Origin of the sequence: Marinitoga hydrogenitolerans DSM 16785, assembly GCF_900129175.1 — a bacterium.
Taxonomy (GTDB): Bacteria; Thermotogota; Thermotogae; order Petrotogales; family Petrotogaceae; genus Marinitoga; species Marinitoga hydrogenitolerans.
This window is the reverse complement of the sequence record NZ_FQUI01000007.1, coordinates 59,051-73,038: the sequence shown is the minus strand read 5'-3', so window position 1 is coordinate 73,038 and position 13,988 is coordinate 59,051. Positions and strand designations below refer to the sequence as shown.

Here is a 13,988-nt window from a genome sequence, read left to right as displayed (position 1 = left end):
TATTTTTTCAAAAATTAAGTCTTCTAATTCTATACCAGTTATTGACTTAAATAAAAGAAATACTAAATATTATGAATCTTATAATAGATATGTTATGAAATCTTTTAGAATTGCTTTTAAGAATGATTATAAATTACGTTGGGAGATTGAAAGAGTTAATGGTATTATGGATATGTCTTTTGGTACTGAATATGTTTGGTATGTTAGAAATAGAAATTATTTGACTTTTGCTGGTATTACTGTTGTTTTATTCAATCTTATTGTTCTTTTTAATCTTTTTCATAATTTACCTTTAAAAAAGATTTCTAATTTTTTTGGCCTTTAGACTTTTTAGACAGGCTATTAGAGTTTTCTTATAAAAATTATATATATTTAAAATTTTAATATGATATAATCATTATATAGAAAAAAATTGGGAGTGATTAAAATTTATTATTCAATATTAAAGCCAAAAGAAACAACAATAAAAATTAAACGCTCTGAATTTATTGGAAATGCTAAAAAACTTCATACAGAGGAAGAAGCGAAGGAATTTATAAAGGAAATTTCTTCAAAATATAGAAATGCAACACATAATTGTTGGGCGTATAAAGTTGAAGGAAATAAATTTAATTATTCAGATAATGGCGAACCTTCAGGAACAGCAGGAAAACCCATATTTGGTGTTATTGAAAAGCATAATTTAATTAATATAGCAATTGTTGTTACGCGTTATTTTGGTGGTGTGAAATTAGGAGTTAGAGGATTAATAGATGCATATTCGCAATGTGCAGAAAATACAATATTAAATTCAAAAATAGCTAAATATATTGATTTAAAAATTTATGAAGTAAAAACAGATTATTCTAAATATGCGGAAATAGAAAGATTATTAAAGAGAGTAGATGGGTGGAAGATGACAAAACAGGAATTTATGGCAGATGTAAAATTTGAAATAGCAATTGAAGAAAGTAAAGAAAAAGAAATTCTTGAAATACTTAAAACAAAAGGAACAATTAAATATTTGAAAAATGATGAAATTGGAATCGAAATTAAAAATTAAAGTGAATAAAAATTGATTGGGGGAAATATAATAAAAGATAAAGGGGATGAAATCGTGAAATTAAACTTTGATAGTTTTAAAATTAATATGCCAGAGCTAAACTTTGATAATACAGAAAAACTTTCGCCAATGAAAGATTACATAGGTCAAAAACGAGCATATGAAGCAATATTAATGGGGCTTGAAATAGAACAGAAAACACATAATATATTTATAACAGGTCCAGTAAATACTGGAAGAAGAACATTTGCAAAAAATATATTATCAAAATATTCAACGAACAAAAAAACACCGAGAGATTATGTATATGTATTTAATTTTAAGGATTCAATGAAACCAAAAGCAATATCATTAAAATCTGGTACATCGAAGATTTTTAAAAAAGAATTAGAAGAAACAGTAGAAATGTCATTTAATGCATTGAAGAAAGGTTTAGAAGGTGAAGATTTTTCAAAAAAGAGAACACAATTAGAGCAAGAATATCTTTTTGAAAGAAAAAAAATTTGGGAAGAATTAAAAACTCAAGTAGAAAAATTAGGATTTAAATTACAATTTACATCAAATGGTGCAGTAACAATACCTGTATATGAAGGAAAAGAATTAACAGATGAAGAATATGATAAATTACCAGATGAAGTAAAAAATCAATACGAAGAGAAAACAACAATATTAAGGCAGTTGATGGAAAAAACGATGGTAAAAATTACAGAAATGGATAAAAATTACAGAGAAGAATTACGAAATTTAGAAAAATATTGGGCATTATTTACAATTTCAGGAATTTTTGAAGAATTATTAAAAACGTATAATGATAATTCAGATATAATAGAATATTTGAATGAAATAAAAAATGATATATCAGAAAATTTTCCTGAAATACTCTCTGATGAAAATTTACAAAAATATTATAAGAAAAAATATTCGGTAAATATTATTATAGACAATTCGGCAATTAGTGGAGCGCCTGTTATAGAAGCGACAGATCCTACATATTCATCTTTAATAGGAAAAATTGAATATATATCACAAATGGGTGTATTGAAAACGGATTTTACAATGATAAAACCTGGGTTATTACATAAAGCAAATGGTGGATATTTAATTTTAGATGCAGAAAAAATATTAAAAAGTTCATATGTATGGGAAACATTAAAAAATGCATTAATGAATGAAGAAATAAAAATAGAAAATCTCGAAGGCAAAATAGGATTAAGTGTGGTACATACATTAGAGCCAGATCCAATACCATTAAATATAAAAGTAATAATGATTGGTGAAGAATGGATGTATGAATTATTATATTCATATGATCCTGATTTCAAAAAATTATTCAATATAAAAGTTCCATTTGATACAGAAATAGAATTAAATAAAGAAAATGCAGAATACTTTTCAATGTTTGTAAAAAATATAATAAAAGAAAACAATTTAAAGGATTTTACAAAAAAGGCCATAGAAGAATTGATAAAGTATTCATGCAGATTAAATGGTAAAAATGACAAAATATCAGCAAAATTTGGATTATTAAAAAATATAATTTTAGAATCTAATTATATATCAGAAAGATATAGTGATACCATTCCGTATGTAGATGGTAATTCAGTAAAAGAGGCAATAAAAAAACATGAAAATATGTTTTCATTATATAAAGATAAAATAATGGAATCAATAAAAGATGGGCAATTAATTTTAGAAACAAAAGGTAAAAAAATAGGACAAATAAATGGTTTAACAGTAATGGAAGTAGATTCCTATTCTTTTGGAGTTCCTGTAAAAATCACAGCAAAAGTATATTCTGCAAAACAAGCAGGTTTGCTTGACATACAAAGAGATGCAGATCTTAGTGGTAAAATACACAGAAAATCTACAATGATAATAGAAAATTATTTCTATTCAAAATATCATCTTGATGAACATATGGTATTTTCAGCATCAATAAGTTTTGAACAGGTATATTCAATGCTTGAAGGAGACAGTGCGTCATTGGCTGAAGTATTATCATTAATTTCAGCAGTTTCACAAATTCCTATTAACCAAAATATAGCAGTTACAGGATCAATAGATCAAAATGGAAATATTCAGCCAGTAGGTGGAATTATAGAAAAAGTTGAAGGATTCTATAATGTTTGTAAAATACAAGGATTAACAGGAGAACAAGGAGTAATAATACCATGTCAAAATATAAAAAATTTGGTGTTAAATGATGAAGTGGAAGAAGCGATAATAAATGGAAAATTCCATATATATTCAGTAAAAAATGTTGATGAAGCAATAGAAATAATGACTGGTATAAAGGCTGGAAAAATAGATGAGCATGGTAATTTCGAAAAAGATAGTGTAAATTATCAAGTTTTAGAAGGAATAAAGAGATTAAAACATTTACATCCAACTAAGAAAAGATTTTTGTTTTTTAAATAGGGCAACTTCCACCATGTGGAAATTGCCCTGTTTTACTTAAATTTTTTGGAAAATTTTAAGATTTCATTAATTAAAAAAATACTTTTAAATTGAAATTCTATTTTTTATTTGTATATGATACAAATTCCACAGTTCCTCTTTGTCTAATTGGTTGTGAATATAAATCCATTAGTGCATATACTTCTTCAGGCATGTCTGTTGAAATATTTAATCCAAGTTCTTTAGCTTCTTCAACTGTTATTGGATAATCATGTGTCCATCTTCCTTCAGTTAATGTTTGAGATAATTCTTTAGCTTTTTCTTCATCCATATTATTCTTTAAAACATTAAAAATAAATCTTTGAACTTGAGATATAGATTTTTTTGCAACATCTGCTAATATTAATGTTTGATCATCAACTTTATCCACACCTTTTTGTTCTACAGCTTTAACAATACTTGGTGCAGGGTTTTGACCTAATTGTGGATCAACAGGACCTAACACAGCATGTTTATCCATAATAATTTGGTCTGCAGCTAAAGAAATTAATGTTCCGCCACTCATAGCATAATGTGGAACAATAACTCTTGTTTCGGCTGGATGATCATGTAAAGCTTTAGCGATTTGTGTTGCAGCTAAAACGAGTCCACCTGGTGTATGTATAATTAAATCAATAGGTTTATCCTTTGGTGCTTTTCTAATAGCTCTTAAAATCTCTTCGCTATCCTCAACATTTATATATTTATAAAAAGGAAAACCTAAAAAACCCATACTTTCTTGTCTGTGAATTAAAGTAATAACAGTAGAGTTTCTTTTTTTCGATAATGAGGATAATAAAGCTTTTCTTCCAGCGATTAATTGTGCAAACTTCATTTGTGGTCCCATTAATATGTAGAAAATAAAAATCCACCATAATAAGGTACCTAAAAATCCAGTAGTCATACAATCCCTCCTTTTAAATAATTCTATTATTGTAATTATAACATTATTTCATTTAAAAAACTAAATATTTAATTAAAATATATAACCATGAAAAAAATTTCATAACAAGATATTTTTAAACAATATTAAGGAATATTTGGTAATATTTGAAATATATTAGTATATGAATATAAAAGTTTTTCTGGTATACTACAATAGAATAATAACAAGGGGGATAGTTTGATGTATAAATTTGTTATAAATATAGTTTTTGGTAGTATAATAGGGTTTGTGAAAAGTAATAAAATTGTGGGAATAGAATTTTCTAAGGAAAAATTGGGTAATTTTCATGATGTTTATACTGCAAATTTTTATTATAAAATTAAGGAATATTTAGAAGGAAATGACGTATTGGATGAAATTCCGTATAAACTTTATTATAAAAACGAATTTGAAAAAGATGTTTTAATGGCTTTAAAAAAAGTAAAATTTGGACAGGTTGTTTCATATAAAGAATTAGCAATATTATCTGGCTATCCATATGCAGCACGTGCTGTTGGGTCTATTATGGCTTCAAATCATTTACCATTAATTTTTCCATGTCATAGAGTTATCAAAAATGATAGAAGTATTGGAAAGTATAGTGGAGGAGTTGAATTTAAAAGATATTTCTTAGAAATTGAAGGAATAAAAATTAAAGGAGATAAAGTATATAAGAAACTTTAACGAATATAAAACATTTAAGAATAAATTTGAATATATAATTAATTTGAGGTGATGAAAATGTCAAAAAGATTACATCCTAAAATATTTAAGGTTCCAATAGATAGAATACGAATGGGATATTATTCTGATAAATATTTTACAAGATATGTAGAGGTTTTAAAAAAAGATAATAAACATGTAAATGTATTATATCAATATTTTCCAAGGAAAGATTGTGTAGTGGTTGGAATAGATGAAGCCCTTGCTATTTTAAGATTTGGAACAGGATATTATAAAGATGAAGAAAAGGCAAATGATTTATTTAATCAAATTTTAAATTTGGAAAAAGCACTTCAAAATGCTGCGCATAATATGGATAAAGATGAATTACTTAAAATAACAGCGCAAAAATGGGATTTAAGAATGATATTGAATGATTTATGGGTTGATAAATGGGATGAAATCGAAGTAAAAGCTTTATATGATGGTGATGAAGCAAAAAATATGGAACCAATTCTTACAATAGAAGGTGACCCATCATATTTTGGTTATTTAGAAACAATATTATTAGGTGTTTTAGCAAGGGCAACTTCTACAGCAACATCTGTAAAGAAAGTAGTTGAGGTAGCAAATGGAAAACCAATATTATTCTTTAGTGCAAGATTTGATCATTTTTGGGTTCAAGCTACTGATGGATATGCAGCTTTAAAAGCAGGAGCTTTTGGCGTATCAACAGATGCTAATGCAGATTATTGGGGTGTTGAATCAATGGGGACAATTCCTCATGCACTAATAGCTTCTTATAACGGAGATACCACAAAAGCAGCTATTGCATTTGATAAGCATATAGACGCTAATGTAAATAGAATAGTTCTTGTAGATTGGGATAATGATGTTATAGGAACAACATTAAAATTAATAAATAGATTTTATGAATATATAACAGGTAAAAAATTTAAACTTGGGGAAAGTGATCCTTCAATTGTTATAGGTTCCGGTAAAAATAAAATATGGGGTGTAAGATTCGATACTTCTGGAAGTTTAAGAGATAAAAGCGTAGTCCCAAAAGATAAATCGTCTCTTGGTGTAAATCCTGAATTAGTATGGAGAGCAAGACAGATTTTTGATAATTATGGCTTAAAAGATTTAAAAATATTAGTTTCTGGTGGATTTGATGCAGAAAAAATAAAGCTTTTTGAGACATTAGATGTTCCAGTTGATAGCTATGGTGTAGGATCAAAATTATTAAAGGAGAAAATAGATTTTACCGCTGATATAGTTGAAGTTAATGGAAAACATTGTGCAAAAGTTGGAAGAAAAAAAGGAGATTTTTCAAGATTAAGCGTAATTTCAAAAAGATATTGGGAAGAATAATTAAAAGGAGGAATATAAAATGGAAAAAGGAACATGGGTTGTAAAAAAAGGTTTTGCGGAAATGTTTAAAAATGGAGTAATAATGGATGTAACAACAGCTGAACAGGCAAAGATTGCAGAAGAAGCCGGTGCGGTTGCTGTTATGGCTTTAGAAAGAGTTCCAGCAGATATTAGAAAAGCTGGAGGAGTTGCAAGAATGGCAAGTATTTCAAAAATAAAAGAGATTATGGAAGTAGTTTCAATCCCAATTATGGCAAAAGTAAGAATTGGGCACATTGCAGAAGCAAGAATTTTAGAAGCATTAGGTGTAGATTTTATTGATGAATCTGAGGTTCTAACACCAGCAGATGACAAATATCATATAAACAAACATGATTACAAAGTTCCTTTTGTTTGTGGAGCAAGAAATTTAGGTGAAGCTCTAAGAAGAATTGCAGAAGGTGCTGCAATGATAAGAACAAAAGGTGAAGCAGGAACAGGTAATATTGTTGAGGCAGTAAAACATATGAGACAGGTTATGGATGAAATTAGATTAGTTCAAAATATGCCAGAAGAAGAATTAGTTACATATGCAAAACAAATTGGAGCTCCTGTGGATTTAGTTGCAGAGGTTAAAAAATTAGGAAGATTGCCTGTTGTTAACTTTGCAGCAGGAGGAGTAGCAACACCAGCAGATGCAGCATTGATGATGTTATTGGGTTCAGACGGAGTATTTGTTGGTTCTGGAATATTTAAATCAAAAGATCCAAAAAGAATGGCAAAGGCAATAGTTGAAGCAGTATTACATTATGATGATCCAGAAAAATTAGCGCAAATAAGTGAAGATGTTGGGGAAGCAATGGAAGGATTAGAAATAGAGCAATTAGATGTTCATTTACAAGAAAGAGGTTGGTAATATTGAAAATTGGTGTATTAGCTGTTCAAGGAGATATTAGAGAACATGCAAATATGATTGAAAAAATAGGACATACACCCGTTAGAGTTAAATCTATAGAAACCTTAAATGACGTTGCTGGTTTAATAATACCTGGTGGTGAAAGTACAACAATTTCAAAATTAATGAAAAAAACAGGTCTTTGGGAAGAATTAAAAAGAAAGGCACAAGAAGGTTTTCCAATTTTTGGAACATGTGCAGGAATGATAGTTGTTTCTAAAGGGATAGCTAATTATCCCCAACAAGAAACAATGGGATTAATAGATATATATGTTGAAAGAAATGCATATGGAAGACAGGTATTTTCTTTTGAGGAGATTTTAAGTTTTCAAGGAAAAGATATAAAAGTTACATTTATAAGAGCTCCAAAAATAGTAAAATATGGAGAAAATATTGAAAGATTAATAGAATTCAAGGATGCACCAGTTCTTGTTAGACAGGATAATATTTTAGTTGCCTCATTTCATCCAGAAATAGAAGATGACCCTTCAGTCCATCAATATTTTATAGAACAAATGGTGGCAAAAAAGCAGGTGAAATAATGATACCTTTACATGGATTTTTATCTCATTTTGTTGCTGATCATGCATTTTCTAATGTATATTCTGAAAAATTAAAATCAAAGAATAATCTAACAACTCATATAGTGTGGAGTATTATATCTATTTTAGCCTTTACATTTGATTCATTAAAAAATCCTTTTGGGATAATAGCTTTTTTAGTTTTAATCACATATCATATATTTATTGATATATATAGAATAAAAGGAACAACATTTAAAAAAGAATTGATGTATTTAGCAATAGCTTTGATAATAAATATCATATTTTATAAAGCCTATAGCGTTTCTTATATTTCAAATGAGTTTATATATTATTTAATTGGAATGATGTTGGCAACAAGTTTTGGCTCTTTTATTGAAAGAACATTTAATATTATAGATTCACAAATAAAAGATACAGCAGGAGCATCTGAAAGATTAGCCATATACATATTTTTAAGCAAATTTAAAATAGAATGGGTTTTAGTTGCAATATTATCAGGGTTAATTTATAGATTCTTTATTGTAAAAGAAAAATCTAAAGAGTGGGTGTTTTCTCCGATTTATGGCATTGTTGTTTCATCAATTTGGATTTTAATAATGAAATCTATATTTTAATCATGATTTGGGTAATATCGGATATTCACGGAATGTATGAAAAATTATTAAAATTAATAAATAAAATACCAGAAAATGATAAAATCATTTTCTTAGGAGATTATATTGATCGAGGACCAGATTCAAAATTGGTCCTCGATTTACTATTTAAAATTAAAAAAAGAGCTATATTTTTAAAAGGAAATCATGAGGATATGATGATTGATTATATAGAACAAAGAGGAAAATATGCAGAAGGAGTATGGTTTAGAAATGGTGCATCAACAACTTTAAAAAGCTTTAATAATAATATAGGAGAAAAATATATTAAATTTATAAAATCTTTAAAATTATATCATATAGAACAAGTAAATGAGCAAAAATATTTATTTGTTCATGGAGGAATTAGATATGGAATAAATTTAACAAATCAGAATGAAAAAGATTTACTCTGGATAAGAGATGAATTTTATATGAAAAAGAAAAGATATGAAAATTATATTATAATTCATGGACATACACCAACATTTTATATAACAGGAGAATATGAAATATATTTTCATAAAAATGAAAACAATGAAATTATCAGTATAGATATAGATACAGGATGTGTTTATGGTGGAAAATTATCAGCATTAGGGATTGATAAAAACAATAATTATAAAATAATCTCAGTGTAAATTCTAACTTTTTATTAAAAATTAATAAAACATATAATAACTAATATTTTATAATAATCTCCATTAATCAACTATTATCAATTTGCACAGAATTTTGGATAGTCCCGGACTCACACCTGTCATGAAGAGTCTTTCTATTATTGTTTGTGTTCCTTTTTTTATTTCTTCATAGAATTTCCTTACAAATCCATGCTTTGTTACGCTATCTTTGAATAAATCAAGATTAAAACTCAATAATTCATTTGCAAAATGATCGTATTCGTCTGTAAATAAACAAAATCGTATACATTTAGAAATATAATGTTAATATTAAATATCAAAAAAACTTGACATTTTGTCAAGTAAGTTTTATAATTACAATAGGAGGGAGTTTTATGAAAAATAAATTAAAGGTATATAGAGCAATGTTTGATATAACTCAAGAAGAACTAGCAAAAAAAATAGGAGTTTCACGACAAACAATTAATTATATAGAAAAAGGCAAATATTCTCCATCAGTATCATTAGCTTTAAAATTAGCATATTTTTTTAATTGTAAAGTGGAAGATTTATTTATTTTAGAAAAAGAAGATTTAAATGAAAGCACTTTAACGAAAGGAGTGAATTAAAGTGAAAAAATATTTATTTATTGTTGAAATATTATTATTATTTTTGATAACTCAATTAGTTTCAGCAAATAGTTGGTTTGGTTTATTATATTTAATAATAATAGGAATAGAGATATATAAAGATATTTTTTCAAAGAAAATTGATGAAATGGAAAGATATTTAAGATATAAAACATCTAATATTACGTTGTATATAACTATTGCAATATCTGCTTTTTTTCTATCTCTTTCAAGACAGCCTATTAAAGAAATATTTTTTTTCTATACACTTTTTCCTCTTTTATTGAAAAATATTTTGTATATTGGATATATATATGAAAGAAAAAAGGTTATAAAGAGAACAGGTTATACAATATTTCTGATTTTATTTATGTTTACAATATTATCACATGGTTTTTCTATTGAAACATTAATACAATTAATCCCATGGTTATTAGTTTTATTAATGACATGGATATCGATAAAATATAGAATATTGGGTTCAATATTATTTTTTTTCGCAGCAATTTTTTTTACTTTTTTAATCTTTAAAAGGAGATTTGATTATGTTGGAATTTTAGTATATTCATTAATAGGGATCCCTTTAATATTTTTAGGTTTTCAAACCCTAAGAAAGGAGTGAGAAAAATGAAAAAAAATATTATTATTTTTATTTTGATTCTGTCAATATTCTCCTTTTCTAACAGTTTTTCTTATACAATAGGAATAGCAGTATCGGGTGCATTATTTCCATATTTTGGTGTTTGTTATAACATGGATAGTATTCAAATTGGAGGCTCCTTAGGTTTCATACTAGAACCAGATAAAAAAAATCCAGAGCAATGGAATTATTTGTTTTCACCAGCTTTAAATGTAGACTATTTTATTACAAAAAATTTGTCTATAGGACTTAACAGCAGGGTATTGATTGTTGTTCCATATCAATATGAACAACTATATTTATCTGGAATTGGTGTAAAATATGGATTTCCATTGAATAATAATAAAATTAATTTATCTTTATCAGGAAATTTTGTACTTCCAATAAGTGCAGGAGAAAGAACATGGGAAAAAGATAGAGAGCCATATATTCCAATTCCTTTTTTACAAGGAGAATATGAATTTTGAGGCGAAGGCCTCATTTTTTATCTCACAGCATAATTTAATCATTATAGAGAAAATTTTAGACACTCTTATTAGACACTCTTATAATTTTTGTTTTAAGATATGATATAATATAATAATAAAATAAAAGTTAAAAAACTATTTTTTATAGCTGTAAATAATCGGATATATCAAAAGAAGAGTAAATATTTTATGGAGGTGAATATATGGAATTAACTGGAAGTCAGGTATTTATGTATGGAGCATTAGCGAGTTTAATAGCTGGTAGTGCTACATCACTTGGTGCATTGCCAATTTTTTTTATGAAAAAAACAATGACAGAAAAACAATTAGATATGGCTTTAGGGTTTGCAGCTGGTGTTATGCTTGCGGCGACAATGTTTTCATTAATTGTTCCAGCAATAGATTTAGGTGGAATTACTATTACAGCAATAGGTATAATAGTAGGCGCTGTAATTTTAGAATTAATGGATACATTTGCTCCTCATGAACATTTTTTAAAAGGGCATGAAGGTCCAAATATGGCGTTAGTAAAAAAAGTATGGCTTTTTGTAATTGCTATAACTTTGCATAATTTTCCAGAAGGTATGGCAGTTGGAGTTAGTTTTGGTGGTGGTACAACAGATATGATAAAAAATGGTATAGTTGTGGCAACGGCAATAGGGATTCAAAATATTCCAGAAGGCACAGCAACTGCAGTATCCTTTTTAAAAGCAGGATATACTAAGAAACAAGCTTTTTGGTATTCTGCATTTTCTGGATGGGTTGAACCAATAGGTGGAGTTGTTGGAGCAGGATTTATTGTATTAATGAGACCAGCATTGCCGTTTTTCCTTGCTCTTGCAGCGGGGGCAATGTTGTATGTTATTAGTGATGAAATTATTCCAGAAACACATTCGCATGGTTATGAAAGAGCTGCAACTTTTTCATTAATTTTCGGATTTTTATTAATGATGACACTTGATAATGCATTAGGATGATTAAAATGGTGTATTTATGGTTAATCATAAGAATAACATTACTAGGTTATGAAAGAATTGCAGGAAAAAAAATAGCAACCCATGAAGATGAAATACTTTCTTCGTGGGCTTTTTTCTTTTTTTCATTTTTGGCATTTTTCCCATTTTTTAATTATATAACTATATTGTCATTAAAATCAGCAATATTTAGTGGCACTATTTATTCATTATCATTTTTTTTATATGTTTATGCCTTAGCAAATGAAGATGCCTCTGTAATTGCACCATTATATAATATGAATGTTATATTCTTGATTATAACAACAGCTATATTTTTAAATGAAAAAATAACAATTACCAAAATATTAGGAAGTTTATTAATGCTATATGGAGTTTCTTTTTTGAAAAAAGATATAAATTTAAAAGAATCATATAAGAATATTTTTAAAAGTAAAGGGGCATTAGCTATGCTTTTTTCTTCAGGTTTAATGGCTATAGGAAGAACAATTGATGGATATTTTGTTAAAAATATAGATTCGCTGAGTTATTCTATATCAATATATTTAATTGTAAGCATATACTTTTTTATAATAACTATTATAAAGTATAAATCAATAAAACCACATATAAATATAATTAAAAGAAAATTTTCTTCGTTAATAAGTGGCGGTATATCTAATGCATATTCATATATTGCATTACTAAAGATGTTTAAATATATTGATGTTAGTATTGCAGAACCAGTTTCTATGAGCTCTGCTCTGATAACAGCATTTTTTGCTAAATATATTTTTAAAGAAAATATCACTATTCGTGTTTTTGGAACTATATTATTAATCTTAGGAGCCTTTGTAATTTACTTATAAATAAAAATTAAAGAAATATTATTGAAATGGTAGTTTTTCTATATTTTTAGAAAAAATATATAGGAGAGAGAAATGGCGAAAGAAAATTATAAAATTAAGAGTTTAGGACAGGTTTTTACACCAGAATTTATTGCAAAAAAAATGATTAATTTAATAAAAAATGGAAATAGAATATTAGAGCCATCATGTGGGGATGGAGTTTTTTTGCGTTTATTAAAAGGAAAAAATGTAGTTGGAATTGAAAAAGAAGTTGAATCTTCAAATTGTTTAAAAATGGATTTTTTTGATTATCCAATAATGGAAAAATTTGATACTATTATTGGTAATCCACCATATGTCGCTTTTAAAGATATTATACCAACAACAAAAAAGAAATTACCAATGGAATTTCTTGATAAAAGGAGTAATTTGTTTTTATATTTTATATATAAATCATTTTTACATTTAACAGATAATGGAGAAATAATTTTTATTACACCAAGAGATTTTTTTAGTTTAACCTCATCAATTAAATTAAATAATCTATTATATGAAAATGGAACAATTACTGATGTTATTGAATTTGGTGACGAAAGAATTTTTGGTTATGAGTTTTCTCCAAATGTTGTAATATGGAGATATGAAAAAAATAATTTTGATAGAAGATGCAATTATAATGGAGAAATAAAATATTTTTACAATATAGATGGGCATTATTTATTTTTAAAAAATAATAATTATACTTTACAACTAAAAGATATAGCATATGTAAAAGTTGGAGGGGTTACTGGTGCAAATAATATTTTTAACCATGAAAGTGGAAATATAGATGTAGTTTGTTCATATACGAAAAGAACAGGAAAAACAAAAAGAATGATTTATAATATAGTAAATGAGCATATAAAAAAATATAAAAAAGAATTGATAAAAAGAAAAATAAGAAAGTTTGACGAGAAAAATTGGTTTAAATGGGGCAGGGATTTTTATATTTCAAATAAACCGCGAGTATATGTAAATACCAGAACAAGAGATAAAAAACCATTTTTTATTCATAATTCTATATATTATGATGGTACTATATTGGGAATATTTCCAAAAAAAGAAATAGATATTATTAGATTTAAAGATATGCTGAATAATGTGGATTGGGAAGAGTTAGGATTTGTATGTGATGGAAGATATATGTTTAATCAAAGAAAATTAGAAAATACTATACTCCCTAAAGAATTTGAGGAATTCTTATAAAATTTGTTTTGATTTTAAAATTAAATATGATATAA

The 13,988-nt window shown here is 26.6% G+C and carries 16 protein-coding genes and 1 pseudogene; 15 read left to right on the top strand and 2 right to left on the bottom strand.

Going from position 1 to position 13,988, the window contains the following annotated elements; all coding sequences use genetic code 11:
* The 3 genes and pseudogenes from BUA62_RS11460 to BUA62_RS03640 form a co-directional block, all read left to right on the top strand.
* Positions 1-325 (top strand): annotated as a pseudogene (locus tag BUA62_RS11460) (transposase); the annotation flags it as partial.
* A 93-nt stretch (positions 326-418) separates the two neighbouring features.
* On the top strand, positions 419-1,042 hold the full coding sequence (locus tag BUA62_RS03645) for an IMPACT family protein (RefSeq protein ID WP_072863556.1): 624 nt from the start codon (positions 419-421) through the stop codon (positions 1,040-1,042).
* A 54-nt stretch (positions 1,043-1,096) separates the two neighbouring features.
* Complete coding sequence (locus tag BUA62_RS03640) at positions 1,097-3,460, top strand: Lon protease family protein (protein ID WP_084670680.1); 2,364 nt, start codon at positions 1,097-1,099, stop codon at positions 3,458-3,460.
* Positions 3,461-3,557: 97 nt separating this feature from the next.
* Here BUA62_RS03640 and BUA62_RS03635 read toward each other — a convergent pair whose 3' ends face one another.
* Entirely contained in the window at positions 3,558-4,382 is an 825-nt protein-coding gene (locus BUA62_RS03635; protein ID WP_072863544.1) for an SDH family Clp fold serine proteinase, read from the bottom strand.
* A gap of 222 nt (positions 4,383-4,604) precedes the next feature.
* Here BUA62_RS03635 and BUA62_RS03630 point away from each other — a divergent pair, with 222 nt between their 5' ends.
* From BUA62_RS03630 to BUA62_RS03605, 6 genes are read left to right on the top strand one after another with little or no spacing between them, the layout of a single operon-like run.
* Positions 4,605-5,087: a methylated-DNA--[protein]-cysteine S-methyltransferase gene (locus BUA62_RS03630; protein ID WP_072863542.1), complete on the top strand. Its 483-nt coding sequence runs from the start codon at positions 4,605-4,607 to the stop codon at positions 5,085-5,087.
* 57 nt (positions 5,088-5,144) lie between these two features.
* Positions 5,145-6,440, top strand: coding sequence for a nicotinate phosphoribosyltransferase (locus tag BUA62_RS03625; RefSeq protein WP_072863540.1), 1,296 nt, complete (start codon positions 5,145-5,147; stop codon positions 6,438-6,440).
* Between the two features lie 19 nt (positions 6,441-6,459).
* Complete coding sequence (gene pdxS / locus BUA62_RS03620) at positions 6,460-7,335, top strand: pyridoxal 5'-phosphate synthase lyase subunit PdxS (RefSeq protein WP_072863538.1); 876 nt, start codon at positions 6,460-6,462, stop codon at positions 7,333-7,335.
* Between the two features lie 2 nt (positions 7,336-7,337).
* Positions 7,338-7,916, top strand: coding sequence for a pyridoxal 5'-phosphate synthase glutaminase subunit PdxT (gene pdxT, locus BUA62_RS03615; protein WP_072863536.1), 579 nt, complete (start codon positions 7,338-7,340; stop codon positions 7,914-7,916).
* A complete protein-coding gene (locus tag BUA62_RS03610; protein ID WP_072863534.1) occupies positions 7,916-8,533 on the top strand; it encodes a hypothetical protein in 618 nt (205 codons plus the stop codon). The genes pdxT and BUA62_RS03610 overlap by 1 nt, the downstream gene beginning before the upstream one ends.
* 2 nt (positions 8,534-8,535) lie before the next feature.
* Positions 8,536-9,192 carry a metallophosphoesterase family protein gene (locus tag BUA62_RS03605; protein WP_072863552.1) on the top strand — a complete coding sequence of 219 codons (657 nt, stop codon included), beginning with the start codon at positions 8,536-8,538 and terminating at the stop codon, positions 9,190-9,192.
* Between the two features lie 63 nt (positions 9,193-9,255).
* Here BUA62_RS03605 and BUA62_RS03600 read toward each other — a convergent pair whose 3' ends face one another.
* The gene (locus tag BUA62_RS03600) at positions 9,256-9,477 is read right to left on the bottom strand and encodes an AAA family ATPase (RefSeq protein WP_268776003.1); all 222 of its coding nucleotides are present in this window, start codon (positions 9,475-9,477) and stop codon (positions 9,256-9,258) included.
* A gap of 89 nt (positions 9,478-9,566) precedes the next feature.
* On the opposite strand from BUA62_RS03600, the gene BUA62_RS03595 reads away from it, so the two are divergent.
* From BUA62_RS03595 to BUA62_RS03570, 6 genes are all read left to right on the top strand, one after another.
* Positions 9,567-9,800 carry a helix-turn-helix transcriptional regulator gene (locus BUA62_RS03595; protein WP_072863531.1) on the top strand — a complete coding sequence of 78 codons (234 nt, stop codon included), beginning with the start codon at positions 9,567-9,569 and terminating at the stop codon, positions 9,798-9,800.
* 1 nt (position 9,801) lies between these two features.
* A complete protein-coding gene (locus BUA62_RS03590) occupies positions 9,802-10,422 on the top strand; it encodes a hypothetical protein (protein ID WP_072863529.1) in 621 nt (206 codons plus the stop codon).
* A 5-nt stretch (positions 10,423-10,427) separates the two neighbouring features.
* Positions 10,428-10,907, top strand: coding sequence for a hypothetical protein (locus tag BUA62_RS03585; RefSeq protein WP_072863527.1), 480 nt, complete (start codon positions 10,428-10,430; stop codon positions 10,905-10,907).
* 203 nt (positions 10,908-11,110) lie between these two features.
* Positions 11,111-11,884 (top strand): ZIP family metal transporter, encoded by a 774-nt coding sequence (locus BUA62_RS03580; protein WP_072863524.1) that lies wholly within the window; start codon positions 11,111-11,113, stop codon positions 11,882-11,884.
* A 5-nt stretch (positions 11,885-11,889) separates the two neighbouring features.
* Positions 11,890-12,729: an EamA family transporter gene (locus BUA62_RS03575; RefSeq protein ID WP_072863522.1), complete on the top strand. Its 840-nt coding sequence runs from the start codon at positions 11,890-11,892 to the stop codon at positions 12,727-12,729.
* A 72-nt stretch (positions 12,730-12,801) separates the two neighbouring features.
* Positions 12,802-13,953 (top strand): Eco57I restriction-modification methylase domain-containing protein, encoded by a 1,152-nt coding sequence (locus BUA62_RS03570; RefSeq protein ID WP_072863520.1) that lies wholly within the window; start codon positions 12,802-12,804, stop codon positions 13,951-13,953.
* Positions 13,954-13,988: the final 35 nt, after the last annotated feature.

Coding starts and splice junctions, on each gene's coding strand:
- BUA62_RS03575 (WP_072863522.1), top strand. CDS start 11,890: ATGGTGTATTTATGGTTAATCATAAGAATAACATTACTAGGTTATGAA.
- BUA62_RS03605 (WP_072863552.1), top strand. CDS start 8,536: ATGATTTGGGTAATATCGGATATTCACGGAATGTATGAAAAATTATTA.
- BUA62_RS03610 (WP_072863534.1), top strand. CDS start 7,916: ATGATACCTTTACATGGATTTTTATCTCATTTTGTTGCTGATCATGCA.
- BUA62_RS03625 (WP_072863540.1), top strand. CDS start 5,145: ATGTCAAAAAGATTACATCCTAAAATATTTAAGGTTCCAATAGATAGA.
- pdxS (WP_072863538.1), top strand. CDS start 6,460: ATGGAAAAAGGAACATGGGTTGTAAAAAAAGGTTTTGCGGAAATGTTT.
- BUA62_RS03595 (WP_072863531.1), top strand. CDS start 9,567: ATGAAAAATAAATTAAAGGTATATAGAGCAATGTTTGATATAACTCAA.
- BUA62_RS03585 (WP_072863527.1), top strand. CDS start 10,428: ATGAAAAAAAATATTATTATTTTTATTTTGATTCTGTCAATATTCTCC.
- BUA62_RS03630 (WP_072863542.1), top strand. CDS start 4,605: ATGTATAAATTTGTTATAAATATAGTTTTTGGTAGTATAATAGGGTTT.
- BUA62_RS03635 (WP_072863544.1), bottom strand. CDS start 4,382: ATGACTACTGGATTTTTAGGTACCTTATTATGGTGGATTTTTATTTTC.
- BUA62_RS03570 (WP_072863520.1), top strand. CDS start 12,802: ATGGCGAAAGAAAATTATAAAATTAAGAGTTTAGGACAGGTTTTTACA.
- BUA62_RS03580 (WP_072863524.1), top strand. CDS start 11,111: ATGGAATTAACTGGAAGTCAGGTATTTATGTATGGAGCATTAGCGAGT.